The sequence below is a fragment of the Rhodococcus sp. 06-221-2 genome, from assembly GCF_002258365.1.
GTDB lineage: Bacteria > Actinomycetota > Actinomycetes > Mycobacteriales > Mycobacteriaceae > Rhodococcoides > Rhodococcoides fascians.
The window spans coordinates 172,087-196,539 of the sequence record NZ_NOYJ01000029.1 but is presented as its reverse complement, the minus strand read 5'-3'; the positions used below and the strand labels follow the sequence as shown (position 1 = coordinate 196,539).

At 64.6% G+C, this 24,453-nt stretch carries 22 protein-coding genes and 1 tRNA gene; 9 read left to right on the top strand and 14 right to left on the bottom strand.

Going from position 1 to position 24,453, the window contains the following annotated elements; translation table 11 throughout:
* Window positions 1–29: 29 nt before the first annotated feature.
* The 7 genes from CH281_RS15755 to CH281_RS15725 all read right to left on the bottom strand — a co-directional run bounded on the left by CH281_RS15755 (window position 30) and on the right by CH281_RS15725 (window position 8,535).
* Window positions 30–1,394 (bottom strand): DEAD/DEAH box helicase, encoded by a 1,365-nt coding sequence (locus CH281_RS15755; protein ID WP_052068934.1) that lies wholly within the window; start codon window positions 1,392–1,394, stop codon window positions 30–32.
* Between the two features lie 223 nt (window positions 1,395–1,617).
* A complete protein-coding gene (locus CH281_RS15750; RefSeq protein ID WP_094694775.1) occupies window positions 1,618–2,979 on the bottom strand; it encodes an HNH endonuclease in 1,362 nt (453 codons plus the stop codon).
* Between the two features lie 106 nt (window positions 2,980–3,085).
* Window positions 3,086–3,161: transfer RNA gene (locus tag CH281_RS15745), tRNA-Arg, on the bottom strand.
* Window positions 3,162–3,276: 115 nt separating this feature from the next.
* On the bottom strand, window positions 3,277–3,903 hold the full coding sequence (locus tag CH281_RS15740; protein ID WP_179274208.1) for an isochorismatase family protein: 627 nt from the start codon (window positions 3,901–3,903) through the stop codon (window positions 3,277–3,279).
* 152 nt (window positions 3,904–4,055) lie between these two features.
* Window positions 4,056–6,527 (bottom strand): ABC transporter permease, encoded by a 2,472-nt coding sequence (locus CH281_RS15735; protein ID WP_032385709.1) that lies wholly within the window; start codon window positions 6,525–6,527, stop codon window positions 4,056–4,058.
* Entirely contained in the window at window positions 6,524–7,228 is a 705-nt protein-coding gene (locus CH281_RS15730; protein WP_179274207.1) for an ABC transporter ATP-binding protein, read from the bottom strand. Before CH281_RS15730 ends, CH281_RS15735 begins: the two co-directional genes overlap by 4 nt.
* 74 nt (window positions 7,229–7,302) lie before the next feature.
* Entirely contained in the window at window positions 7,303–8,535 is a 1,233-nt protein-coding gene (locus CH281_RS15725) for a PucR family transcriptional regulator (RefSeq protein WP_027495984.1), read from the bottom strand.
* Window positions 8,536–8,869: 334 nt separating this feature from the next.
* Here CH281_RS15725 and CH281_RS15720 point away from each other — a divergent pair, with 334 nt between their 5' ends.
* The gene (locus CH281_RS15720; protein ID WP_032385708.1) at window positions 8,870–9,775 is read left to right on the top strand and encodes an acyl-ACP desaturase; all 906 of its coding nucleotides are present in this window, start codon (window positions 8,870–8,872) and stop codon (window positions 9,773–9,775) included.
* Between the two features lie 103 nt (window positions 9,776–9,878).
* The gene (locus CH281_RS15715) at window positions 9,879–10,739 is read left to right on the top strand and encodes a universal stress protein (RefSeq protein ID WP_032373071.1); all 861 of its coding nucleotides are present in this window, start codon (window positions 9,879–9,881) and stop codon (window positions 10,737–10,739) included.
* Here CH281_RS15715 and CH281_RS15710 read toward each other — a convergent pair.
* The 3 genes from CH281_RS15710 to CH281_RS15700 are packed head-to-tail and all read right to left on the bottom strand — an operon-like array spanning window position 10,732 to window position 12,419.
* On the bottom strand, window positions 10,732–11,058 hold the full coding sequence (locus tag CH281_RS15710) for a cupin domain-containing protein (protein WP_027495987.1): 327 nt from the start codon (window positions 11,056–11,058) through the stop codon (window positions 10,732–10,734). The genes CH281_RS15715 and CH281_RS15710 overlap by 8 nt on opposite strands.
* 54 nt (window positions 11,059–11,112) lie before the next feature.
* Window positions 11,113–11,622, bottom strand: coding sequence for a dihydrofolate reductase (locus CH281_RS15705; RefSeq protein WP_032385707.1), 510 nt, complete (start codon window positions 11,620–11,622; stop codon window positions 11,113–11,115).
* Window positions 11,619–12,419: a thymidylate synthase gene (locus CH281_RS15700; protein ID WP_027495989.1), complete on the bottom strand. Its 801-nt coding sequence runs from the start codon at window positions 12,417–12,419 to the stop codon at window positions 11,619–11,621. Before CH281_RS15700 ends, CH281_RS15705 begins: the two co-directional genes overlap by 4 nt.
* Before the next feature lie 29 nt (window positions 12,420–12,448).
* Here CH281_RS15700 and CH281_RS15695 point away from each other — a divergent pair, with 29 nt between their 5' ends.
* The gene (locus CH281_RS15695; protein ID WP_027495990.1) at window positions 12,449–13,315 is read left to right on the top strand and encodes a DNA-formamidopyrimidine glycosylase family protein; all 867 of its coding nucleotides are present in this window, start codon (window positions 12,449–12,451) and stop codon (window positions 13,313–13,315) included.
* Here CH281_RS15695 and CH281_RS15690 read toward each other — a convergent pair.
* Window positions 13,308–14,852, bottom strand: a complete 1,545-nt coding sequence (locus CH281_RS15690; protein ID WP_032385706.1) for a carboxylesterase/lipase family protein — start codon at window positions 14,850–14,852, stop codon at window positions 13,308–13,310. The two genes, CH281_RS15695 and CH281_RS15690, sit on opposite strands and share 8 nt — an antisense overlap.
* Before the next feature lie 74 nt (window positions 14,853–14,926).
* Here CH281_RS15690 and CH281_RS15685 point away from each other — a divergent pair, with 74 nt between their 5' ends.
* The 5 genes from CH281_RS15685 to CH281_RS15665 all read left to right on the top strand — a co-directional run bounded on the left by CH281_RS15685 (window position 14,927) and on the right by CH281_RS15665 (window position 20,155).
* Window positions 14,927–15,487, top strand: coding sequence for a molybdenum cofactor biosysynthesis protein (locus tag CH281_RS15685; RefSeq protein WP_032365947.1), 561 nt, complete (start codon window positions 14,927–14,929; stop codon window positions 15,485–15,487).
* A 125-nt stretch (window positions 15,488–15,612) separates the two neighbouring features.
* Window positions 15,613–17,004, top strand: a complete 1,392-nt coding sequence (locus CH281_RS15680; protein WP_032385841.1) for a GntP family permease — start codon at window positions 15,613–15,615, stop codon at window positions 17,002–17,004.
* A 29-nt stretch (window positions 17,005–17,033) separates the two neighbouring features.
* A complete protein-coding gene (locus CH281_RS15675) occupies window positions 17,034–18,245 on the top strand; it encodes a CaiB/BaiF CoA transferase family protein (protein WP_032385705.1) in 1,212 nt (403 codons plus the stop codon).
* A complete protein-coding gene (locus CH281_RS15670; RefSeq protein WP_032385704.1) occupies window positions 18,246–19,169 on the top strand; it encodes a hydroxymethylglutaryl-CoA lyase in 924 nt (307 codons plus the stop codon).
* The gene (locus CH281_RS15665; RefSeq protein WP_032385703.1) at window positions 19,166–20,155 is read left to right on the top strand and encodes a 2-hydroxyacid dehydrogenase; all 990 of its coding nucleotides are present in this window, start codon (window positions 19,166–19,168) and stop codon (window positions 20,153–20,155) included. The genes CH281_RS15670 and CH281_RS15665 overlap by 4 nt, the downstream gene beginning before the upstream one ends.
* Here the strand turns inward: CH281_RS15665 and CH281_RS15660 are convergent.
* The gene (locus tag CH281_RS15660) at window positions 20,143–20,916 is read right to left on the bottom strand and encodes an IclR family transcriptional regulator (protein WP_228139160.1); all 774 of its coding nucleotides are present in this window, start codon (window positions 20,914–20,916) and stop codon (window positions 20,143–20,145) included. The genes CH281_RS15665 and CH281_RS15660 overlap by 13 nt on opposite strands.
* Window positions 20,913–21,521: a TMEM175 family protein gene (locus CH281_RS15655; protein ID WP_027495998.1), complete on the bottom strand. Its 609-nt coding sequence runs from the start codon at window positions 21,519–21,521 to the stop codon at window positions 20,913–20,915. Before CH281_RS15655 ends, CH281_RS15660 begins: the two co-directional genes overlap by 4 nt.
* Window positions 21,522–21,581: 60 nt before the next feature.
* Between CH281_RS15655 and CH281_RS15650 the strand changes: the two genes are divergently transcribed.
* Window positions 21,582–22,988 (top strand): APC family permease, encoded by a 1,407-nt coding sequence (locus CH281_RS15650; protein ID WP_094694773.1) that lies wholly within the window; start codon window positions 21,582–21,584, stop codon window positions 22,986–22,988.
* A gap of 5 nt (window positions 22,989–22,993) precedes the next feature.
* Here CH281_RS15650 and CH281_RS15645 read toward each other — a convergent pair whose 3' ends face one another.
* The gene (locus CH281_RS15645) at window positions 22,994–24,424 is read right to left on the bottom strand and encodes a dihydrolipoyl dehydrogenase family protein (protein ID WP_094694771.1); all 1,431 of its coding nucleotides are present in this window, start codon (window positions 24,422–24,424) and stop codon (window positions 22,994–22,996) included.
* Window positions 24,425–24,453: the final 29 nt, after the last annotated feature.

Here is a 24,453-nt window from a genome sequence, read left to right as displayed (position 1 = left end):
CGAGGGCTTCCCTGTTTCCGAGGTTCGGGTCAGCGGCTGCGCTGGCTCGTGGCCGGGCCTGCTGCGCGACGGCTGTGGCCGCCGCCACCGGAACGCGGCTGTCCACCACTGCGCGGCTGACCACCCGAGCGGGCCGGGCCGCCGCGTCGCGCGTTGTTGTTGCGCGGGGCTCCGGTGCGTGCCGGTGCCGGCTCTGCCTTCGGTGCAGGCTCGACGTAGCGGGCCTGCTCGCCGACGAGGTTCGCCACTGCAGGCGAGTCGGCGGTGACGCGGATCGGGGTGACCTTGATGTCGGCCTTGCGCAGCAGCACGGCGGTGTCCTTGCGCTGCTCGGGCAGAACCACGGTCACGACGTCGCCTGCGCTTCCGGCGCGCGCGGTGCGGCCGGAGCGGTGCAGGTAAGCCTTGTGCTCGGCCGGGGGATCGACGTGGACGACGAGCTGAACGTCGTCGACGTGAACGCCGCGGGCTGCGACGTCGGTGGCGACGAGCACGCGGGCCTGGCCGGAGGAGAAGGCCGCGAGGTTGCGGTCACGTGCGGCCTGCGAGAGGTTGCCGTGCAGGTCGACGGACGGGATTCCGGCGTCGGTGAGCTGCTTGGCGAGCTTGCGGGCCTGGTGCTTGGTGCGCATGAACAGGATGCGACGTCCGGTGCCGGAGGCGAGCTGGTGAACCAGCTTCTTCTTGGCTTCGACGCCGTCGACCTCGAACACGCTGTGAGTCATGGCCTCGACGTGTGAAGTGGCCTCGTCGACGGAGTGCGTGATCTGGTTGTGCAGGAAGCGCTTGACCAGTTTGTCGACACCGTTGTCCAGGGTCGCCGAGAACAGCATGCGCTGACCCTTGTCGGGGGTGGCGGCGAGGATCCGGGTGACGACGGGCAGGAACCCGAGGTCGGCCATGTGGTCTGCCTCGTCGAGGACGGTGATCTGTACGCCGTCGAGGGTCAGGTGGCGCTGCTTCATGAGGTCTTCGAGGCGTCCGGGGCAGGCGACGACGATGTCGACACCCGACTTGAGTGCGGAGACCTGGCGAACCTGAGAGACACCACCGAAGATCGTCGTGACCTTCAACGAGTATGCGGCGGCGAGGGGTTCGATCGCGACGGCGATCTGGGTGGCAAGCTCACGCGTCGGCGCAAGGATCAGTCCGCGCGGGCGGCCGGGCTTGCGGTTGCCGGGGAGTTGGCCGGCGAGGCGCGCGACCATGGGGATGGAGAATGCGAGTGTCTTTCCGCTGCCGGTCTTTCCGCGTCCGAGTACGTCGCGTCCCTGCAGTGTGTCGGGGAGCGTGTCGGCCTGGATGGGGAAGGCCTCGGTCTTGCCCTGGCTCGCGAGTACGTCTGCGATGGCCTGGGGTACTCCGAGTGCAGCAAAAGTCTGTGGGGTCGTCATTGTGATGAAAAGTGCCTTTCGGGCAGGGTGTTGCACCTGCGGGCCTTCGGGCCGAGATGCAAGGTGGCGAGACTGCCGGTGGGCAGTTTCGATCGCCGTAAGAGAAGCCTGTGCGGGGTGCACATGGTGATTCGGGAGCATTCCACGACGTCTGACGTGCAGTTACGCGCGTCGATACCGAGTGTAACCGAGTGCGGACCCGATCTCTTCCCGCGGTCGACGGTCACGCGGCGTCGGAGCCGAACAGTCCGTCGATGTAGACGTTCTCCGCCGGCGAGCTGTAGAGCTCGACCACCGGCATCGGCGGCGCGCTCGAATCGTACGTGTGCCCGGTGGGTGAGATGAGCCTGTACCGATGTCGCGCGTTCCGTTTGTCTCGTAGTGCTTCGGCCGTCCAGCCTTCGCCTTCTTTCGCGTAATTGCATGCGGCACAAAGACCTGCGCCGTTTTCGGCGCTTGTCGCTCCGCCCGCGGTGTGTGCGGTGATGTGGTCGTGGTGCCGGATGGGCGCGTCGCACCACGGGGTGCGGCACGTGCGATCGCGGAGATCGATGAGGCGTCCCAATGCGGTGGGAAATGCGCGGGATGTGGATTCGACGGCTGTCAGTGCGCCGGTTTTCGGGTGGGCATAGAGGCGACGTAATGCGACGCGCGTCTCATTGCCCTGTGCGCCGTCGAGTGCGTCGCGCACGAGTTGGCGTGCGACGTCCGACGGGATGTCGCCGTAGCCGTGCAGATATGCGGACGTGTCGCCGCCGGCGAGCAGGGTCGAATCCGAGATGACGATGTCGACGGTGACCGGTGGACCTTGAGCGGCCGATGCGCCGGTGACTCTCTCGAACACCAGGTCGGCCATGATCTGGTCGCGGCTGCGTGTGTCGCCACCTGCGTTGATGACGGTGTCGGTGTCGGCGTCGCGTCGCAGGGTTGCCCACATGCAGACGGTCTTCTCCATCGAGGTGAGCGCGGTGAAGAATCCCATCGATTCGGGTGCGGGTCGCGTACTGACTCGGCGTGCGGCGTATGCCTTTGCGCGTCGCTTGACCTGGGAGGCGGCGTCCAGTTCGTTGGCGAGTGCGCGGGCGCGACCCTCGATGGTGCGATCTCCTGCACCGGCGAGGGTGGCGGGGTCTGCGCACAGACGTTCATCGATGGTTCGGCGATCGTCGACGGTGAGACACGCGGTTTCGCGGGCGAGAATCATGACGCGCCACTCGTTGAGTTCGCCGGCTTTCAGGCGGGCCAGGGTGTGTGGCATTTCGTGAACGAGCGCACGAGCAAGCCCGAGATGAGTGCCGCCGCGGTTGGGTGACTCTCGTCGAGCCAGGCCGATCTGCGACGCAATTCCTGTGCGCCACTGCGCTTTCGGTTTGCCACGTTCACGACGTTCGGTGCTGATCACGGTTGCAACGGCATCGGTCACCACGGCTTGGGTTGCCACGCTGACACACTTGACGGTTTCGAGAGCAGAGATGAGATCGATGCCCGCTGCTGCGTCGACAACGATGTCGGACGCCTGAAGACGCGCAACGAACCTCAACACCTCAGCGGATGTGAGCGGTGATTTCTGTACAGCTGTGACCACGAGTTCCTCCCCAGTACTCGAATGCATGTTCGAAAGTACGCCGGTTCGGAAGGTAGTGCAACAGGGCGGGGTGTGAAATCTGAGAGTGCGCGCCGAAAAGCGAGGCTGGTGCCCTCGGCAGGATTCGAACCTGCGACCTACCCTTTAGGAGAGGGTTGCTCTATCCCCTGAGCTACGAAGGCTGGTGATCGAACGAGTGCTCCAAAGTCCCTGTGCGGCAAGGTCTTTCGATCAATCGAACAATCGGGTTGCGGGTGGGTCGCTGTCGTACTGCACAGTGGGCCCACATCGCGGTCGTCAGTCTAGCGGTCCGCACCGCAGATCGTGAAGCAGGTTCGCGCTGCTGGTCACCACACCGGTCAGTGATGTGATCAGATTCAGAGCGGTGCGGTGCTGGTGGGCGGTGTAATCGGCGACCGATTCGATGCCGACGAAGCACTGAATGTCTCGGGCGAAAGCGTCGAACGTCGTCGCGAGAATTCCCGCCGAGGCGAAGACGCCCACGATGACCAGCTGGTCACGGCCTCGTCGGCGTAGTTCGACCTCGAGATCGGACGCGTAGAACGCACTGTAGCTGCGCTTCGCGATCGGAACGAAGTCCGATTCGGTGACCGCCACGTCCTCGGTAGACGGGCCCAACCCCCACATCGGCCCCAGCAGTCCACGCTGTTCGATCGCCTCAGCCGCTCGCGGACCGCTCGCCAGAATCGGCACTCCGGCAGACCTGGCGCGCGCGACCACCGCCGAGCCTTCCTCGGCCACCCGCGCATGAACCGAGGAGTGCAGCACGTTCAGGTAGTACGGCTGCATGTCGTGGACCAGAAGTGCCGCGCGCTCGGGCCGCAACTCCCACTCGGGACCACCCACACAGTCGCGCAGAGTCTCGACCGCGTACTTCTCTACTTCGACGCTGAATGTGGCCACGTCGGTCATCCTCGTACAAACGCGCGCGCATTTGCCAGACGCGCGCAGAGTCGTCAGCCGCTGGCTGTCTATTTCGCTCGCACCTGACGAACGCGCGCGCGTTTGCGGATCCCTAGGCCCCAGCACCGCAGAACGAGCCCGATCCCCACCACTCAATCCGCGGCAATTGCATCCACGATGTTCAGGCGTGATGCGTGTACCGCAGGCGGAGCCGATCCCAGTAGTGAGAGGCCCAACGCGACGAGTCCGTACAACAGCACCGTCCAACTGGCGTTGTACTGCACGGGAATTCCGATGCTGGCACCGAGGATCAGTGTGCTCAGGTATTGCAGGCCGGCACCGATGATCAGCCCCAGAATGCCGCCGACGATGCCCACGGACAGTGCCTCCGCCAACACCATGCGTGCCAGGGTTCCTCGGCCGCCGCCCATGGCGCGCAGTACTCCGAGCTCACGTCGACGTTCGAGTACCGACAGCGTCAATGTGTTCAGCAATGCGACGGCAGCGACCAGTGCGACGATCCACTGCAGTGCGATAGCGAGCGCACCGGATTGGCGGATGGCCGCGCTGGTGCCCTCGAGTGCCGCGGCACCCGTGTACACGAATGCTTCGGGCGGCAGAGTAGATCGCAGCGAATCCTGCACGGCTGCAACGTCTCCGTCGACGGTGATCTCGAGGTACGTCGCACCCGGGCGGTCGTAGAAGCGCTGCATCGATTCCAGCGAGATCGCCATCGTGCCGCCTGCGGCGTTGATGTAGTCCACGAGATCGAGCACGCGTACGTTCTGCACTCCGGTCGGCGTCGGTAGATCGATGGAGTCTCCCGCCGTCACTCCCAGCGTCGTACCGAGCGCCTTCGAGAGCGCCACCCCGTCGCCCGCGAGCAATCCCGCGCGTACGTCTGCGGGGAGCGAGGCCAGTGTCACTGCGTTGCTTCCGTCGGCGACGCCTTGGATGGAGACCAGCTCGTCGTCGATGGTCGCGTAGGCCCACTGTCCTTCGACGACGCGGGAGACGCCGGCCGTCGCCCGCACGGCCTCGTCGACCGCGGTGGGAACGATCGGGCCCGACGGTATGGCGTCGGGTGAGCTCATCGATACGTACAGGTCCGTGTCGGCGAGCGAGGACAGTGATTCGGCGGCGGAGTCGGTCATGTTCGTCAACGAACCGGACACTCCCACACTGACTCCCACGGCGATGACGATGGTCATCACCGTCGCCCAGATGCGCCGCGGAGCGCGTTCGATGGTCGCGGTGGCAAGGCGTCCGGCACCACCCCATCGGCGGGGCACAGCGCCGGTGGCCCAGACGATCGGCCCGGTTCCGCCGACGCACAGTGCGACGACTCCGAACATGAACAGGGCACCGGCACCGAGGGTCAATTGCCCGTCCACGTTGACGGCGAACACGAACGATCCGGCGATGGCGAGCAGACCGAACACCGTGGCGGCCAACGTGAACGACAGCTTCGGACCGCCGGTTGTTTCTCCGCCGCCGACCGCCAATGCTTCGATCGGCGAGATGCGATACACCTGAACGGCAGCCAGAGCGGACGCGCCGACGCAGGCCAGCACGCAGGCCACGATCGCGACGGGAATGGCGAAGCTCGGCAACACGTATTCGATTCGCGCATCGAATGCTTGCGACAGGAACGGTGGCAGGCTCTCGATGGCGATGCGGCCCATGATGATTCCGAGAGGTACCCCGACGGCACCGCCGACGAGACCCACCAGTACCGACTCGAACAACAGGTCGCGGACGATGTCCGCGCGCCGACCGCCGACCGCTCGGAGCAGGGAGATGGTGGGGCGACGCTTGGCGATGGCCATGTTCATGACGTTGAACACCAGGAACGCCGCGACGACGAACGCGATGAGGGAGACCATCAGCGTCGCATTACGCGTCAGGCTCATGGCCTGATCGGCTCTGTCGGCCCGAAATTCCGGATTCATCACCGACACTCGGCCGGCCAACGCCGCGTCCAGGTCCGATCGCAGGTCGTCCCCGCCACCGAGAACGAAAATCGAGTCGAGCTGGCCCGGCCGGTCGGTCAACGCCTGCGCGGTGGGCAGCAACGTGACGGCGAACATGCCCCCACCGATGCGCTGCGTGCCAGGGCCGTCGATCACGCCCACTACCGCAGTGGGTCTGTCGGCGATCGTGACCGTGTCACCCTGCGTCAATCCCGTTGCTGCTCCGACCAATACGCCCGACGGGTCGGACAGCAGACCCGCTGCGTTGCCGACCGCACCCTGCAGATCTGACTGCAGTGCCGTGATCGATGAATCGACACCCAGTACCGTCAGCTCGCCGACATCGGATCGCACGATGCTGCGGAGCAGGGGTACCGCCGCATCGACGCCCGCAACACCGCGTACGACGTCGAGTTCGTTCTGGTCGAATCCCGAATCGGTCACGCCGACCACTTCGTACTGCGCGTTGCCTGCGATCGACACCGCCAGACGTTCGACGGATCCGGTCAGCGATCCGTAGGTGCCGAGGACGGCGATGAGCAAACCCGCGGCGACGGCCACGACTCCCGCCGAGACCAGCGAACGCACCCAGTGCATTCGGAGGTCTCGGAGGCTGATGACGCGAAATCTGCTGAGCGCGGTACCGATCACCGAGGTGTACCAGCGGTGTCGGTGTCGACGCGGCCGTCGATCATGCTGACGACGCGATCGGTCGACCGAGCCGCCTCGAGGTCATGGGTTGCCATCACCACTGCCCGACGCCCCTCGCTGCCGTGGGCGACGTCGGCAAGTATTTCGAGGACGTTGTGGGAGGTCTTGGAATCGAGGTTGCCCGTCGGTTCGTCGGCGATCAGCAGCGCCGGGTCCATCATCAGGGCTCGGGCGATGGCGATGCGTTGAATCTGACCGCCCGACAGTTGCGCCGGGCGGTGTTCGGATCGCTGCGCCAACCCCACCATGTCCAACAGCCGCATTGCGTCGGCTTTCGCCTTCTTGATGGGGGTGCCGTCGAGCAGCTTCGGAACGGCGACGTTCTCCCACGCCGACATGGTCGGGAGCAGGTTGAAGAACTGGAAGACGAAGCCCACCTGGTGGCGTCGGAAATCGGACTGGGCGTTGTCGTCGAGGGTGGTGACCTCGACGTCGTTGAATCGGATGGACCCGGCCGTCGGGGTGTCCAGCGCGCCGAGCATGTGCAGCAGTGTCGACTTACCTGCTCCGGACGGCGCAACCAGCGACACGAACTGACCACCGTCGATCGTGAGATCGATGCCGTCCAACGCACGGACCCGTTGTTCGCCGGTGGGGTACTCCTTGACCACGCCGGACAACTGGAGCTTCAACTTCGTCATGCATGATCCCCTGCTTCTCGAATACTTCCGACGCTACCTGCCGTCGGGTCGAGAAACCGGTCGGAGTTCTCAGATCACGCTGCGCCGCGCGAGGATTCGAGCCGTCTGGCCACCAGTGCCGCCTGGAGGTGGCGGATACCGGAGGGACGAGTCGGGTCGAACCCGGTCAGTTGTGCGATTCGCTTGAGGCGATAGTCGACGGTGTTGGTGTGCAGATGGAGTTGCCGGGCGGAGCGCTGACGGTTGAGGTCGTGCGAAATGTGGATCTCGAGGGTCTCGAGCAATTCGGGTGACGAATCGAGTGGCTCGAGGATCTGGGTGAGGTGGCGTCGACCCGGTCCGGGACGAGTGAGCTGGTACTCGAGCACCAGGTCGTCCATCCGGTACAACCCGGACGGGCGGTGCAGCTGATGAGCCAGGGACAGCAGTTCGTGGACCTGGTCTGCGGCGGTGGGAATGTCGGCTGTCGCAGCCTGCTCGGCGGTCGCGGTGACGGGGACCTCTGCGGCGGTACCGATGCGGTGCACCAGCGCCTCGACCCACTCGTCGTCGTGGACGCCGGGGATCAGGACGGTTCCGCCCTCGGTGCTGAGCAGCGACAGGGGAGTGCGTCCGCACACGGTGGCCAATTCGGCCTGCACGCGACGCAGTTTGCGTCGTGCAGCCACCGTCTTCTGGATGTTGGGGTCGTTCTCGTCGGGGTGCGGCGGTACCGACAGTGCGAGCACGAGGTAACTGTCGGCGAGTTCGATGCCCGACTGGCGGGCCATCGAGACGGCGTTGTGTCCGCTCAGCAACGAGGTGACCAGCGTGTGCGCGGCTGTGTGATGCTCGCTCGCCACTGCCTGAAGCTCTTCGACGTAGCTCTTGCTGGCCGCGATCGAGACCTTCTCAGACAGCAGCACGAACATGCGTGCAGCCTCGATCAACTGGGCGGCGTCGCCTTCTCCTGCCCGCTTGGACACCAGATTCCAACCGATCTGAATGCCCTCGTGGTAGACGCTGAGGACGGACTCGAGCGGGACACCCTCACGAGCCCATTGACTGGCCTTGGCGCGCAGTTCGGCCAAGTCGGACTCGGCAGGTGCGCGGCGCTCGTCGAGCATCTGCACGGCGATGCTGATGCACTTGACGGTGAATTCGGTGACGTCTCCGTGGAGTTGTTCACCGGGAAGTGAACCGCAGGGAGTATTGGCGGCGAAGTGGCCTACCAGGAGGCGCGCCACTGCGCGAAAATCGCGAAGGGGAGCCGAAGCAGGCTGCCCTGCGACCATGATTCCGAGGCCAGTCGAGTTGTGAACGGTCACAGATCAACCCTTCGTGTTGGATTCTTCAGGTTTTGAGAGAGCTAACGTACTCACGCGTAGAAACGCGCTTCCTGTCGTGAATCTATGCAACTTCAGCCGAAATGGCAGGTTTTTCAAACTTTGAGTTTGTTTCCTGGCCTCTAACAGGATCGATCATAGGTTGTTATCTACGTGTGATCCATGGTTTCGGCAAAACTCGTTGTGATTTATCTCGAGCGGGCCACGAGAGGCCTTGCGACTTGCCCTAAACAATGCAGAAGGCGGTCCCATCGCCTGCGCTACACGCCTACTTTGATCTCGGATCGGTCCGGACGAGCGGGGTGAGAGGACGAGTATGCGCAGCGACATCGGGCAGTTCACGGTTCTACGGGAACTGCAGCCGACGATCGACGACAACCTCGCGCGCCACCGCTCGACAGCTGTCTCCTGGCAGCCCACGGATTTCGTCCGGACCGAGATGTACTGGGGAACGCGTACGTCACCGCTGACCGAAGCCGCCAAGGCGGCACTGGTCACCGATCTCCTCACCGAGCAGAACATTCCGCTGTATCGGTGCGAGGTCGCGGCCTCGGGTACCGGCTCGTGGCCCGCATGGCTCACCGAGTGGAGCGCCGAGCGCACCCGGCATGCTGCCGCCGTCACCGACTACCTCGTCGCTACCCGCAGTGTCGATCCGGCGGCGCTCGGTCGAGCTCGCGCACAGTGCAAGACGGTGGGATTCGACTCCCCGATGAACGGCGCTCACCTCCTTCGTTCGCTGGCGCAGGTGACTCTCGACGAATCGATCAGCAGCGTCTGCCATACGAATACCGCGCACCAGTGCCACGATCCGGTTGCCGATCGCTTGCTCGGCCGGATAGTCGACGACCAGAAACTGCACGTCACCTTCTTTGCGAATCTGGTGTCGGTAGCGCTCGACGTCGCCCCCGCTCCGACCGTCACGGCGATCACCGAAGTAGTCATGAACGCGCAGTTGCCGGGTACCAACCTGCCTGGCTTCGGTCGGAGCGCCATGCTCATCGAGCGGGACGGGATCTTCGATCTTCGACGTCATCTCGACGAGGTGCTGCTGCCGACGCTCGCTCGGTGGCGCGTCTTCGAGCGGACCGACCTGGGCGTCGGTGTCCGCAGCCGCGACCAATTGGCCGACTACCTGGTCCATCTCGACACCCGGGCCGCGGCAGCCGAGGCGAACCGCACCCGAACTCCGGGGTACGCAGACGCGCTGCGCGCCAGCTGAGGTGAGTGCATCACGCCTTCGGCGACCATTCATCGACTAGCCTGAACCCCTGTTCGTCATTCACCGAGCCACCGGGCTCGGGGCTACTACCGGAGGCCGACACGTGACAGGGCATCGACCGATCATCGTCGGCATCGACGGTTCCGCTGCGGCCGACAAGGCTGTGATCTGGGCGGCCCTGTGCGCTCGGCGACGGGATCGGCGATTGCACATCGTGACGGCCGTCGACATGCCAGGCGTTGTCGATCTGAGCGAATTCGCAGGCGAGGCAACCGAATTCGTCGCCACGGCTAAATCCCGGCTCGCAGCCGCGGAAACGCTGGCCGTGTCGGTCGTCGACGACCCGACGTTCGAGGTGACCTCCAGTGCCGTCGAAGGCGGCGTGATGGACGTACTCATCGGCGTATCGGCCCAAGCCGAGCTCCTGGTGATCGGAGCGAGCGAAACGGGCGCTGTCACACTCTCTCTGGCCGCCCACAGCGTGTCACCCGTCGCCGTCGTACGCGGCCGGGACATCGACGGCCGTCCCGTCGCCGAGGGCCCGGTCGTCGTCGGCGTGGACGGCTCCGACGTCAATCAGGCAGCGGTCGAGTGGGCGTTCGCCGAGGCCTCGGCGCGTGATGCTCCGTTGATCGCGGTACACGTGTGGTCCGACGTGGATCTGACGCGCTCGTTCGGTCGCGCGCCCGCGGATTGGCAGGCCATCGCCGACACCGAGGAAGCGTTGCTGGCGGAAAGTCTCGCCGGGTGGCAAGAGCGGTTCCCGGAGGTCGACGTCCAACGCGTCGTCGCCCAGGATCGTCCCGTTCGAGTGCTCAGCGGACTGTCCGAAACGGCAGCGCTGATCGTGGTGGGTAACCGGGGGCGCGGCGGATTTGGGGGAATGCTGCTCGGGTCGACGAGCTTCGCTCTGGTCAACACCGCAGATTGCCCGGTGTTGGTCGTCAGGAAAGCGGTCACATAGCGACGGTCAGCAAGAAGCTGACGTCTTCGAGGGCTTCGACGCTGTGCCGTGCGTCGGGGATGACGAGGAGATCGCCGGTGGAGCCCTTCCAGGTCTTCTCACCGCTGATCAGTTCCAACTTGCCGCTGAGGACGAGGACGGTCGACTCACCGCTGAGATCGTGTTCGGCCAGCTTGTTACCCGCGGCCAGCGCCACGACGGTCTGCCTCAATTTGCGACTGTGGCCGCCGTACACCGTCTGCGAACTGCGGCCACTCGACGCGCCGACTGCGAGCTTGAGTTGCTGACGGGCAAGTGCGGTGAGTGACTTCTTGTCCATAGCCGCCAGTATGACGCACCACCCGCAGCCGCGATGGGGGAATCATGAACGCGCTCAAACAGTTTGGGTAGGCTTTCCGTACTCGACCCAACGGAATCGCGTTCCGTCCACGCGGCTGTTCTGCCAATCGCCCGCCTCGGCACTCCATTCGTCCGAAATCTCGGGGGCTCTCGTATCGCCGTCGACGTCGAGATCGATCTCGGTGACTTCGAGGTGGGTCGCGATACCCATTGCACTGCGATAGATTTCGCCGCCGCCGATGATCCAGATCGGGCTGTCGCCTATCAGGGCCACTGCGTCGGCGACACTCGGTGCGGTCTCGGCACCGTCTGCGGCCCACGAGGAGTTGCGGGTGACCACGAGGTTGCGACGGCCCGGCAGTGGACGGAACTTCGCGGGCAAGGAGTCCCACGTCTTCCGGCCCATGATCACCGGGTGCTCGGCCGTCTTCGATTTGAAGTGCGCCATGTCCTCGGGCACGTGCCAGGGGATCGATCCGGCGTCTCCGATGATGCCCGCGGTGCTCTGAGCCCAGATCAGACCGACGAAGCGCGGTGCACTCACACTGCTACCGGGGCCTTGATTGCAGGGTGGTGCTGATAGTCGACGATCTCGACGTCGTCGAAGGTGTAGTCGAAGATCGAATCCCGCTGTGCCAGTTTCAGAGTCGGGTAGGGGTACGCCTCGCGGGAGAGCTGCTCGGCAACCTGGTCGCGGTGGTTGTCGTAGATGTGGCAGTCACCGCCGGTCCACACGAACTCGCCGACGTCGAGGCCGGTCTGTGCGGCGACCATGTGGGTCAGCAGTGCGTAACTCGCGATGTTGAAGGGCACGCCGAGAAACATGTCTGCGCTGCGTTGATACAGCTGGCACGAGAGCTTGCCGTCGGCGACATAGAACTGGAAGAACGCATGGCACGGCGGCAAGGCCATCTGCGGGATTTCACCGACGTTCCACGCCGAGACGATCATTCGCCGCGAATCCGGATCGGTCTTCAAGGTCTCGATGACCTGGCTGATCTGGTCGATGTGCTCGCCCGACGGGGTCGGCCACGAACGCCACTGCACTCCGTAGACGGGGCCGAGTTCGCCGTCCGGCGCTGCCCACTCGTCCCAGATGCTGACGCCGTGTTCCTGCAGCCACGTGACATTGGAGTCTCCGCGCAGAAACCACAGCAGTTCGTAGACGATCGACTTGAGATGGACCTTCTTGGTGGTGATCAACGGGAAGCCCGCGGCCAGATCGAAGCGCATCTGATGCCCGAACACGCTGGTCGTCCCGGTTCCCGTCCGGTCGGATTTGGCTGTACCGGTGTCGAGGATGCGGCGCAGCAGATCTTCGTACGGAGTCGGAACCATCACGACGGCCATCGTAGCTGCATACTGGACGCATGCCGGAATTACCCGAGGTGGAAGCCCTTGCCGGCTTCTTGCGCGAGCATGCCGTCGGTGCCGTGATCGGCCGCATCGACATCGCGGCACTCAGTGTTCTCAAGACCTTCGATCCGCCGATCACCGATCTGCAGGGTCGCGACGTCACCGATGCCGCGCGCTTCGGAAAGCATCTGGCGCTGCAGGCGGGTGACCTCTGGCTGATCACCCACCTGTCGCGTGGGGGTTGGCTGCGATGGGTGGACAACCCCAGTGTTGCTCCGCCGAAACCGGGCAAGGGGCCGCTGGCGCTGCGGATCCACTTCTTCACTCCCGAAGGCGCTACACCCGCCATCGACCTGACCGAAGCCGGTACCAAAAAGCGATTGGCGGTCTGGGTGGTCCGTGACCCTCAGCAGGTTGCGAGCATCGCCCGGCTCGGGCCGGACGCGATGACGGTCACCGAGCTCGAATTCGCCGAGATACTGGGCAGCACCACAGCTCGTCTGAAGACCTCGTTGGTGGACCAATCGTTGCTCGCCGGAATCGGCAACGCCTACTCGGACGAGATTCTGCATGTCGCCAAGCTCTCGCCGTTCGCGTCGTCGAGCAAGCTCGACGCGGAATCCGTCGCGGTTCTCTATGCCGCGATGCGTTCGGTCCTGTCCGACGCGGTGGACCGCTCGGCCGGGCAGGATGCGGCGCGTCTGAAGGGGGAGAAGCGATCCGGCATGCGGGTGCACGCCAGAACCGGGCTGCCGTGCCCGGTCTGCGGAGATCCGGTGCGCGAGGTCGCCTACGTGGACCGCTCTTTTCAGTACTGCGCGACGTGCCAGACGGCCGGCAAGATTCTTGCCGACCGCCGGATGTCGCGGTTGCTCAAGTAGCGGGTTCGAGCGTCTGGCTGGCGTAGCCGCGATAGCCTTCCCACGCTTTGCGGCGATCGCTGCGCGGATCTTTCTGCACCCGAGTGCGCGTGTCGAAGATCAGTGTCTTGCGCTCGGCTTCGTCGTAGGCCGGCCACGATTCCAACGGCTTTCCGTTGGTGGCGAACGCAATCCAGTGTGACTGCACCTGCTCGGTGACCTCCGCGAACGACTTTCGTCCCCCTGTCGCGGTCAGGGCCTTGCCGAACAACGTCTCGTTGATGCCGAAGACGGCGAACAACTCGAACCCGTGAGTGGCGTCGAGGCCCAGCAACTTCATCGACCGAGGGGCGAAGTCGAAGCGATAGAAGTACGTCGGTGCGTGACGCGAATGTCCTTCGGCCACTTCGAGAGACGGCTTCCAGAACGTGAAATCCCCGCCGAAGTCGATGGCGGCCCGCTCGCTCGGGTATCCCCGGTATCCGCCGGTGACAACCGGTTCTGCCGCGGGATCGGTAAGGGAGAAGAGTTTGGAAATGCGTTCGGGGTTGGTGGGCAACGCATCCAGAAACTTCGGAAACAGTGTTCCCTCACGGGCGTTGGTGCCGATGATCAGCGGCACGTTGTGTGCGGTGCCGTTCGCGTACGCCTCGACCGGATCGACAGGAAGGAAATCGCCGTCGATCACCGGGCCGAAGGGGAGCAGGCCGGGAGTGCGGTGCAGCGTGGTGAGTCCGAGCTTGGTGCCTGCTCGGCCGAGTGCCAGTACCTCGGCGTTCTCCAGGGTTTCCACCGCGGTCTCGGCGGTGCCTCCGAGGTACCCGACGTACTCGCTCGCCCACTGGTCCGCACGATGCTTGGCGGTCGTCATGCCCGGTGCCGAACTCTCGGCAATTGCTTGGGCGAAAAGGCCTTTCGCGGCGGGCACTGTCATCAGGGTGGTGACGGCATTGCCGCCTGCGGACTCGCCGAAGACGGTGACGTTGTCGGGATCTCCGCCGAACTCGGCGATGTTGCGCTTTACCCACTCCAATGCCGCCACCTGGTCGCGTAGTCCCAGGTTGGAATCGAACGGCCGCTCGGGGGTCGAGAATCGCGACATGTCGAGGTAGCCCAAAGCGCCGAGTCGGTAGTTGACCGACACGTAGATGATGCCGTCGCCGTCCTGCAGCGAGCGCCGGACCAGCGAACCTCCGCCGTACAGCGGGGTGGCCGACGTGCCGAGGGTGTACGCACCGCCGTGGATGAACACCATGACCGGTCTGGGTGTCGTGCTCGGCGTGCTCGGTGCCAGGACGTTGAGTGTCAGGCAGTCCTCGCTCGACGGTTGGTACTTGCCGATTGCGAGCATCGTGCCCCGCTTGTGCTGAACGGATGCGTTGCCCCACTCGGTCGCGTCGCGCACGCCCTGCCACGGCTGGGTGGGTTGAGGTGCGCGAAACCGAAGCGGACCGACGGGAGGGGCGGCGTAGGGAATGCCCCGCCAGGTGGTGAGATTGCCGACCGGCTTTCCCTCGATCATGCCGTCCGTAGTGGTCACGCGTGTTTTCACAGCCATTTCGCGATACTACCGGGCGCTTCTTACCCGGTGGTAAGAACCGGCAGGGTCGGGTACCGGGCAGACTCGAAAGCATGCCTTTCGAGTATCGAGCCGAGATAGTGGAGCTGCTGCGAGCGCCCTCGCACGCGTACTTCGGGAGATCCAAGGACGGCCCAGCCGAGGTGCCGACCGAATTGCCGGACAGCGTCGAGATCGTCGCCCACAAGGGCATCCGCGGCGATCGGTTCTTCGGGGTCAAGGCTCATACCGAGGCAGCGGTGAGCTTTCTGGCACTCGAAGCCTGGGACGCCGTCGGCGAGGTACTGGGCGTCGACGTTCCCGACCCGGCCGTGGCCAGACGAAACGTTGTGGTCCGCGGGTTGGAACTCGACCCACTGCGCGGACTGGAATTCGAGCTCGATTCCGGTGACGGCTGGATTCGCTTCCGGGGCGGCCGACCTGCCCATCCGTGCGCGTGGATGGACCGCATGGTGGTCGACGGCGCTCGCAAGGCACTGATCGGTCGCGGTGGATTGCGGGTCGAGCCGCTCTCGGACGGAATCCTGCGAGTCGGGCCGCTGTCGGTGCGTTCCCCGGTCGAACTGGATGCCTCGCGAGCTGCGCTGTCGATTCGGCGCGCGCAGCCCATCTGACGCGAAGCCAGGGGTCGCTCTTGCTCACGAAGTAAATCTGTGCCCATAATGTGAGCAATGGTGCGACGCATCACACCGGCCCGTCATGCATGGCGGCGGTCACTCTCTGGTGGAAAGACCTACCGATGTCCGATTTGTGGATCGTGATCAACACCGTCGTCGCGGTACTGGCGGTGGTGGTCTTCATCGTTCGTTTCCATTTCAACCCGGTGATTTCGCTGGTGCTCGGGGCTGCGTACCTGGGCCTGGCGACCAAGCTGGGAGTGTCGACCACTGTCGACACGATCACTGGCGGATTCGGCGAGATCATGGCCGAGGTCGGATTGCTCATCGCGTTCGGCGTCCTGATGGGTTCGGTGCTGCAGGAGATGAGCGCCATCCAGCGTCTCGTCGGCACCTTGCTGAGAGCCTTCGGCCCCAAGCGGCTCCCGTACGCGCTGTCGCTGACCATCGCGACTCTGTTGCAGTCCATCTTCCTCGACGTGTTGCTCGTGATCTCCGCACCGCTCGCACGCAACCTCGCCCCTAAGATCGGCAAATACGGCACGGCGAGGATGGCCACGGCGCTGGCCATCGCCCTGGAGTGCGGCATCGTGTTCATGGTTCCCGGAGTCGCGACGCTCGCGCTGGCCGGATTGCTCGGCGTGCCGCTGGGCAAGATGATGATCTACGGACTGATCCTCATCGTTCCTGTCGTCGTGCTGTCGGTGGCCATCATGTCGTTCGTCTTCCGGCACGGTTGGTGGAACGAGGAGAAGGACGAGCAACAGATCACCGTAGTCACTGAGCCCGGGGGCCCGGAGCCTGTCGAAACCGACGACGAGCCACTCGACGCCGGCGGCGGCGTGGCCCAGAAAGTGCGCACCGAGAAACAGACCTCGCTGCTGGTGTTGCTCTCGCCGTTGCTGCTCGCGCTCGTCCTGATCGCGATCGGTGCCGTTCTCGAAGTCGCCGAGATCTCGGTTCCGGTGGTCGAATTCATCGCCAGCCCGGTCATCGCGTTGCTCCTCGGACTGGTCGGGACGTGCCTCATCGGCCGTTACCACGTCGGTCAGGAGCGGGTGGAGAAAGCTCTCGCTCGTGGTTTCGCCGAGAGCGGCCAGATCCTCATCCTCACCGGTGTCGGTGGATCGCTCGCAGCCGTCATCAACGAGGCGGGTCTCGGCGACATATTGGGCCAGTACTTCACGGCCAGTACCGCGGCTCCACTGTTGATGGTGTGGGTCATTGCGGCCGCGTTGCACATCGCCGTCGGATCGGTGACGATCTCCGCCATCACCTCGGCCGGCATCCTCGCGCCTGTCGCGCCGCTGATCGGTCTCGACCCGGTGTTCATCGCGCTCGCCGCCGGTGCCGGATCGCTGTTCGCCGTGCACGTCACCAGCAACACGTTCTGGCTGCTGCAGTCCTTGATGGGCCAGTCGACGAGGGGCACACTCAAGACGTGCTCGGTGGGTGTGTCGGTGGCATCGGTCATTGCCATTGCCTTGATCGTGCCGATGAGCTGGATCCTGTGACCTCTTCCGCGAATATCGAAAGGAACACAATGGCATTGCCGCTCAGTGGAGTTCGAGTTCTCGAACTCGGCAACTACATCGCCGCACCCACGGCGGCCAGGATGCTCGCCGATTTCGGTGCCGAGGTGATCAAGGTCGAAAGGCCGGGTACCGGCGACGAATTGCGCAATTGGCGGCTGTATTCCGGTACGACGTCGATGCTGTACCGCACGATCAACCGGAACAAGAAATCGATCGTGTTGGACCTGCGCACCGAGCAGGGCCGCAAAGATGTGGTCGACCTCGCCGCGCACTGCGACATCGTGCTGGAGAACTTTCGGCCCGGCACACTCGAGAAGTGGGGGATCTCGCCCGAGGTTCTCAGTGCCGCCAATCCGGAGCTGATCATCACGCGCATCTCGGCATTCGGGCAAACCGGTCCGATGTCGCAGCGACCCGGATTTGCCGCTGTGGCAGAGGCGTACGGCGGTTTCCGCAACCTCGTCGGTGATCCGGACAGGCCGCCCGTGCGGGTCGGTGTGTCGATCGGCGACTCGATCGCCGGTCTCTATGCGGCGTTCGGATGTGTCATGGCGTTGTTCCAGCGACAGACGCAGCGCGCAGCAGAGAAATCGGACCCGTTGTCGCTCGAACAGCGTTCCATCGACGTGGCCTTGAACGAATCCATCCTGTCGATGATGGAGTCGCTGATCCCGGATTATCTGGCCTACGGCGTCGAACGTGAACGGACGGGCGGCCGGATGGAGGGCATCGCGCCCTCGAATGCGTACCCGTGCAACGACGGTCACTCGATCATCATCGCCGGTAACGGCGACGCCATCTTCCAGCGTTACATGGAAACCATCGACCGTCCCGATCTGGGAGCCGATCCGGACCTGGCGACCAACGCCGGCCGGTGGCGTCGCCGGGACGAGCTGGACGCCGCGATCTCGGCTTGGACCGGATTGCATTCGCGCGAGCAGGCATTGAAGATACTCGACGCCGCCGGGGTGCCGTCGGGTCCGATCTACACCGCCGCGGACATCGTTGCCGACGAACAGTACGCGGCCCGCAACATGATTCAGCACTTTCCGGTCGACACCGGCCAGGGAGAGCCCACCGACGTCGGGTTCGTCGGAGTTGTCCCGGTGATCGGTGATGCATCCCTGCCGATCCGTTCGGTCGGGCCGGATCTGGGCGAGCACACCAGAGAAGTACTGTCGACGCTGCTCGGCCGGACCGACGAAGAGATGGGCCTGTAGATGTACCGTTTCACCCCCACCGCGGAGCTACGCGACGTCACGATGCGCGACGGACTGCAGCTCACCGGCAAGATGCTCCCCACCGAACGCAAACTCGAGATCATCAGGGCCCTCATCGAACTCGGCGTGCCGGCACTCGAGGTCGGCTCGATGGCACGCGGCGACAAAGTGCCGCCCATGGCCAACACCCTCGAGGTCATCGGCGAGCTGACCGCCGAGGAACTCGAGCGATGCTGGGTGTGGGTCGCCACTCCACGCCACGTCGAGAAGGCCGCTGCTGCAGGGGCTCGCAACTTCCAGTACTGCTTCTCCGCGTCGGACTCGCACAACCAGGCCAACATCGGGCGCACCACCGAGGTGTCGCTGGCCGCGATGCCCGATGCCGTCGACATCACCCGTTCGGTGCGCGGACAGATCGAGTTGTGTATCGCAACGTCGTTCACCTGTCCTTTCGAGGGACAGGTACCGCCGGATCGGGTCATCGAGATCGCCAACGACGAACGGGCCACGGGCGCAACGGATATTGTCATCTGCGACACCCTCGGACAGGCAGTACCGGTTCAGGTGTCGTCGCTGATCTCACGGGTGCGCGCGGAAACGCCGGATCGCCGGGTGGTGTTCCACGGTCACGACACCTGGGGTTTGGGCGTCGCGAACACTCTGGCCGCCATCTCGGCCGGAGCTGCGATGGTCGACGGTTCGCTCGGCGGACTGGGCGGCTGCCCCTTCGCCCCCGGTGCCAGTGGCAACACCTCGTCCGAGGACATTCTCTTCGCGACGAGGCCGGACTGGTTCGAGCCGAAGACGCTGGCACGCATGGTCTCTCTGTCGGAGGGCCTGCTGGCCGAACTGGAGGAGCCCATGCGATCGAAAACCGTGCAGGGTGCCAGGTCCGAGGCGCACGTGTTCGAGTGGGTCCTATGAGCCGCATTCTCGTCACGTCGGAAATCCCGGCTCCCGGCATGGACATTCTGCGGGCTGCCGGCGAGGTCGACCTCCGCGAGTTGGACCACGAGCAGCTTCTCGACGCCTGCGCATCGGGTACGTATTCCGTGGTCGTCTCGCAGTTGCGTGACCGGTTCGACGCGGAACTTCTCGCTACGGCGTCGATCACCGGGATCTCCAACTACGCCGTCGGATTCGACAACATCGACATCGCGGCCGCCACACGCCACGGAATCACCGCCGCGAACACTCCAGGTGTGCTGACGGATTCGACCGCAGACATCGCGATGCTCCTCATTCTGTCCACGGCCCGCCGCGCCGTCGAGGCCGATGCCTTCGTTCGGTCCGGATCCTTCACCGGGTGGGAGCCCGAACTGCTGCTGGGCAGCGATGTCTCGGGCCGCGTGCTGGGCCTTGCCGGTTTCGGTCGGATCGCTCGGGCCACCGCTCGGCGGGCATTGGGCTTCGGCATGACGGTGAAGTTCTGCCCCCGGCCGCCCGGCGACCGCGAGGTCTCCGACGACGAACTCGGTGAGTTCGCCGGCCGCATCGAACATGCGGCGTGGGACGACATCGTCGCAACGAGTGACTTTCTGTCTCTGCACGTCCCGTTGTCGGACTCCACCCGGCATCTGGTCGATGCTGCCGTGTTCGAGGCCATGAAGCCGTCGGCGATTCTGATCAATACCGCGCGTGGGCCGGTGGTCGACGAGGCAGCGCTGGTGGTTGCTCTACGTGAGAAATGGATCGCTGCAGCAGGATTGGACGTCTACGAACGCGAACCTACGCTCGAACCGGGCCTGGCCGAACTGTCCAATACCGTGCTCCTACCGCACGTGGGCAGCGCGACGGTCTCGGTGCGCTCGGAGATGGCGCGCCTGTGCGCCACCAATGCCGTGGCGATGCTGCGCGGTGAGCTCCCGCCGCACCCGGTCAATCCCGAGGCCTGGGGTCACGCGGGGTAGCGGCCGCCGAGGGTCCGGGTGATCTGTTCGGCATGCGAGATCAGCAGGTCCACCCAGGCCTCGCACTGCGACTGCGGCATCCGTAGTGTCGGGCCGCTGATGGTGACGGCACCGACGATGTCCGAGGCCGAATCGAACACCGGAGCGGACAGCCCCGATGCGCCGGTTTCGCGCTCACCGGTGGTGATCGCGTAGCCGTCGGACCTTGTCTGCGCCAACAGTTCCCGCATCGTCTCGGCCTCGGTCACCGTCTGCTCGGTCAACGATTCGAGTTCGCGGGACAGAACACGCTCGGCCAGTTCCGAGTCCCAGGCCAGTAGGACACGGCTGGCCGATCCTGCGCTGAGCGGAATGACCTTGCCGACGTACATGTCTCGTCGCAACGCATGCCGCGTCTCCGCGATGGCCACGCATACACGGTAGTTCTGCTCGGGCCGAAAGAAGCACGCTGTCTCGGTCGTCAGATCGCGCATGTCCTTGAGGATCGGGTTGACGACCGACAACACGTCGAGATCCTTGGTCGCCGTCGCGGCCCAGTACGCCATCCGCACCCCGATGCGGATGCGATCGCCGCCTCGATCCAGAAAGCCCTGTTGAACCAGGTTGGTGACCAGACGCTGCACCGTCGAGGTGGGCAGCCCGGTGCTCTGCTGAATCTCGCCCAGCGTCATGGCCGGGCGATCGAACGAGAACGCATCGAGAATCTCGGTGATCTTGCCCAGCACGAGAAGCGGCTGCTGCTTCGGTGAATTCTCGGTCACTCGACCAATCTACGTGTAGTGCGTCGATCGGCGAAGTGGTTGATCGGCTTGGCCAGCAGCAGGATCAGCAGTGACCACAGGCCGAGTGGTGTGAACGCCAGACCGAACGCGATCAGGATCAACGCCGAGCCGACGGCGCCGGTGCGGACTCGTTCCACGTCGCGAGAGTCAGCGGCCACGATCGACGGGTGCCGCGAGACGACGACGTCCGCGACGAACATGGCGATGACGGAGACAGCGATTGTGGCGACGTACAGCGTCGACGAACTCGAGTCGTATCCGTTCTTCTCGGCGATCAGCTTCGTCGGAAAGGGGAGGAACACGATGGACAGTAGCCACACGAAATTGATCCACATCAGTGCAGGTGTGTAGCCGATCAGATTTCGGAAGACGCGGTGGTGGCTGAGCCATTGAGTGAAGATCACCAGAAAGCTCAGGACGAATGCATAGAATTCCACACCGTGCTCACGAAAGACGTCCACGAAGCTGTCGCTCCGGCCAGGGTCGGCCAACTCGACGAGCGGTAGAACCAACAGCGTGGCCGCGATGGCTACCACGGCATCGCTGAAATTGACCAGTCTCTCGAAACCGCGTTGATATTCCATGTCAGCCCATCTCGTATTCCATGTCAGCATTGTGCTCCCAGTACGGGTAGCGTCCCAACGATGTCCGAGCGACGTACTCTGACCACCGGGCGAGTGGTGTTTCTGGTGGTTGCTGCCGCAGCACCGATGGCGGCCATGATCGGTAATGTGCCACTGGCATTGATTCGCGGAAACGGGGCTGGGTTGCCTGCTGCGTACGCGATCAGTTCCGTTGTGCTGCTCTGCTTCTCGGTGGGGTTCGCGGCGATCGCGCAGCAGGTCTACAGTACCGGTGCGTTCTACACCTACATCGGTCTCGCGTTGGGTAAACCGCCCGGAATTGCTGCCGCATATGTCGCAGTTGTCGCGTATACGTCACTTGCGTGCGGGCTTTCGGGAGCATTCGGCTATTTCACCCATCTGGTCTTCGCCGATTCGGGCATCGATATTCCGTGGTACGTCTTCACCGGCGTTGCCGTGGTGATCGTGGCAATTCTCGGGTTCCGAAATGCCGACCTCTCCGCCAAGGTCTTGGGGACACTGATGGTGCTCGAGTTCGCTTTTCTGGTGGTGTTCGACGGTTTGGTCGTCGGGCAGAAGGGTGCTGCCGCAGTGCCACTGGAGTCGTTCACACCCACTCAGGTGTTCTCCGGTTCGCTCGGTATTGCCATGATGTTCGCCTTCTCGAGCTTCATCGGGTTCGAATCCGCAGCGTTGTACGGGGAGGAGACCAAGGACCCGCGGCGGAGCATCCCGCGTGCGACGTTCATTGCGGTGTCGATCATCGCGGTCTTCTACGTCACGACGAGCTGGATCGTCGTCGGTGCGGCAGGCGGTGTCGACGCTCCGGCGCTGGCCCAGACCGAACTGGGCAACCTACTGTTCACGCTGGCGCGTGAGTACGGCGGAACCGTGCTGTACGACGGCACCGCAGTGCTGCTGTGCACCAGCGTGCTCGCGTCGTATCTGGCAGTGCACAACGCCGCCAGTCGTTATCTGTTCGCGCTGGGGCGTGAGCGGGTACTTCCGGTGTGGCTCGGCCGAATTCACCCGCGGCACGCGAGCCCCCATATCGGGAGCATCACCGCATCGGTGGTGGCAGCGGTATCGCTGACGGGCTTCGCGGTGGCCGGTGCCGACCCCTACCTGAGTTATGCGGCCGGTGCCATCGGCCTCGGCACTCTGGGTGTCATTGCGCTGCAGGCCGCCGCGGCACTGTCGGTGGTCGTGTTCTTCATCGGCCATCCCGATCGATCCGTGTGGCGCACCGCGATTGCCCCGGGCATCGGATTTCTCGGGTTCACGACCGGATTGATTCTCGCCGGAACGCATTACAGCGTGCTCACCGGATCCGATTCTGCCGTCGTCAACGCGGTACCGGTCGTGCTCATCTTCGCAGCGATCCTCGGAGTCCTGGTGGCTCTACGCCTGAGGCGAACCGACCCGACAACTTACGCCGGCATAGCTGCGGCATATGCGCGGAGCTGAACCTGTCACCGGCGCAATTCGAGTAGTCGGAGCCAGATTTCGCTGACCGTCGGATACGACGGCACCGCATGCCACAGATCGTCGAGCGATACCTTCCCGACCACGGCAACGGTGGCCGCGTGTACCAACTCGGCCACACCCGGACCGACGAAGGTCGCCCCGACGAGAGTGTCGGTGGCCCTGTCGATCACCAACTGCGCACGACCCGAATAGTCGTCCTGCTGTAGGGAGGAACCCGCGACGGCGATGTCCTGGGCCGCGATCTCGACGTCGATACCGGCTTCGCGCGCCTTGGCCTCGGTGAGCCCGACCGAGGCGACCTCGAGGGGCGTGAACACGACCTGGGGAATCTGTCCGTGGTCGGCGGTGGCGCGAAACTTTCTGTGATCGAGCGGCTTTCCCTCGGCCCGGGCGGCGATGACGTCACCGGCCACCCGTCCCTGATACTTGCCCATGTGCGTCAACGGTGCCCGGCCGTTGAGATCGCCGACGGCATAGAGCCAGTCGTGGTCCCCCACAGTGAGGTGGTCGTCGACGTCGACGTATCTGCCGTCGGGAAGACCGACGGTGGACAGTCCCAGATCCGAGCTCGCCGGGGAGCGGCCCGCCGCGACCAGCACCTCGTCCACGACGAGGTCCTCGCCGCCGACCGTGAGAGTGACCGGACCACCGTGGATTCGGCCGACGCCGGTGTCGGCGGGATCTTGTCGCGACACAGCCGTCAGGGACGCGTCGAGCATGATCGTTGCGCCGCGTTGTTTCAGTGCATCGGCGACGAGCTGCCCGGCGAACGGCTCGGAGCCGGCCAGCAGGGACGAGCCGCGCACGATCATCGTGACTTTCGCCCCCAGGGACAGCAGCCACGTCGCTGCCTCGCTCGCCACGACACCGCCGCCGATGATGGCCACGTGGCCGGGGGTCTCGTGAATGTTCGTGGCGTCGCGGGAGATCCACGGTCGGGCGTCGCGAAGGCCAGGCGTGTTCGGTACCGACGCGGTGGTGCCGGTGGCCAGCACCACCGCATGCCGAGCTGTGAGCGTTCTGCCGTCGACCTCGACGGTCTTGACCCCGCTGAGCCGTCCGTGGCCACGGATCACCGAGATGCCCGCGGACTCGGCCCACGACACCTGAGACGAGTCGTCGAGGCCGTGCGTGAAGGATTCGCGTCGGGCCAATACGGCGTCGGCGTCGAGGGGCTGATCGCCGACCAGTTCTTTCACACCCGGCATGTTTCGGGCGGTATCGAGCACCTCGCTCGGCCGCAGGAGCGCCTTGCTGGGCATGCATGCCCAGTACGAGCATTCGCCGCCGACGAGTTCGTGTTCGACGATGGCGGCGGTGCGGCTGCTGCCTTGTATCGCGTACTGCGCGGCATTCTCACCGACGGGTCCTCCGCCGATGACGATCACATCGAATTCCGAGCTCTCTGGGGCCATTGCTCCACAGTGACATAGGCTCCCCGCTT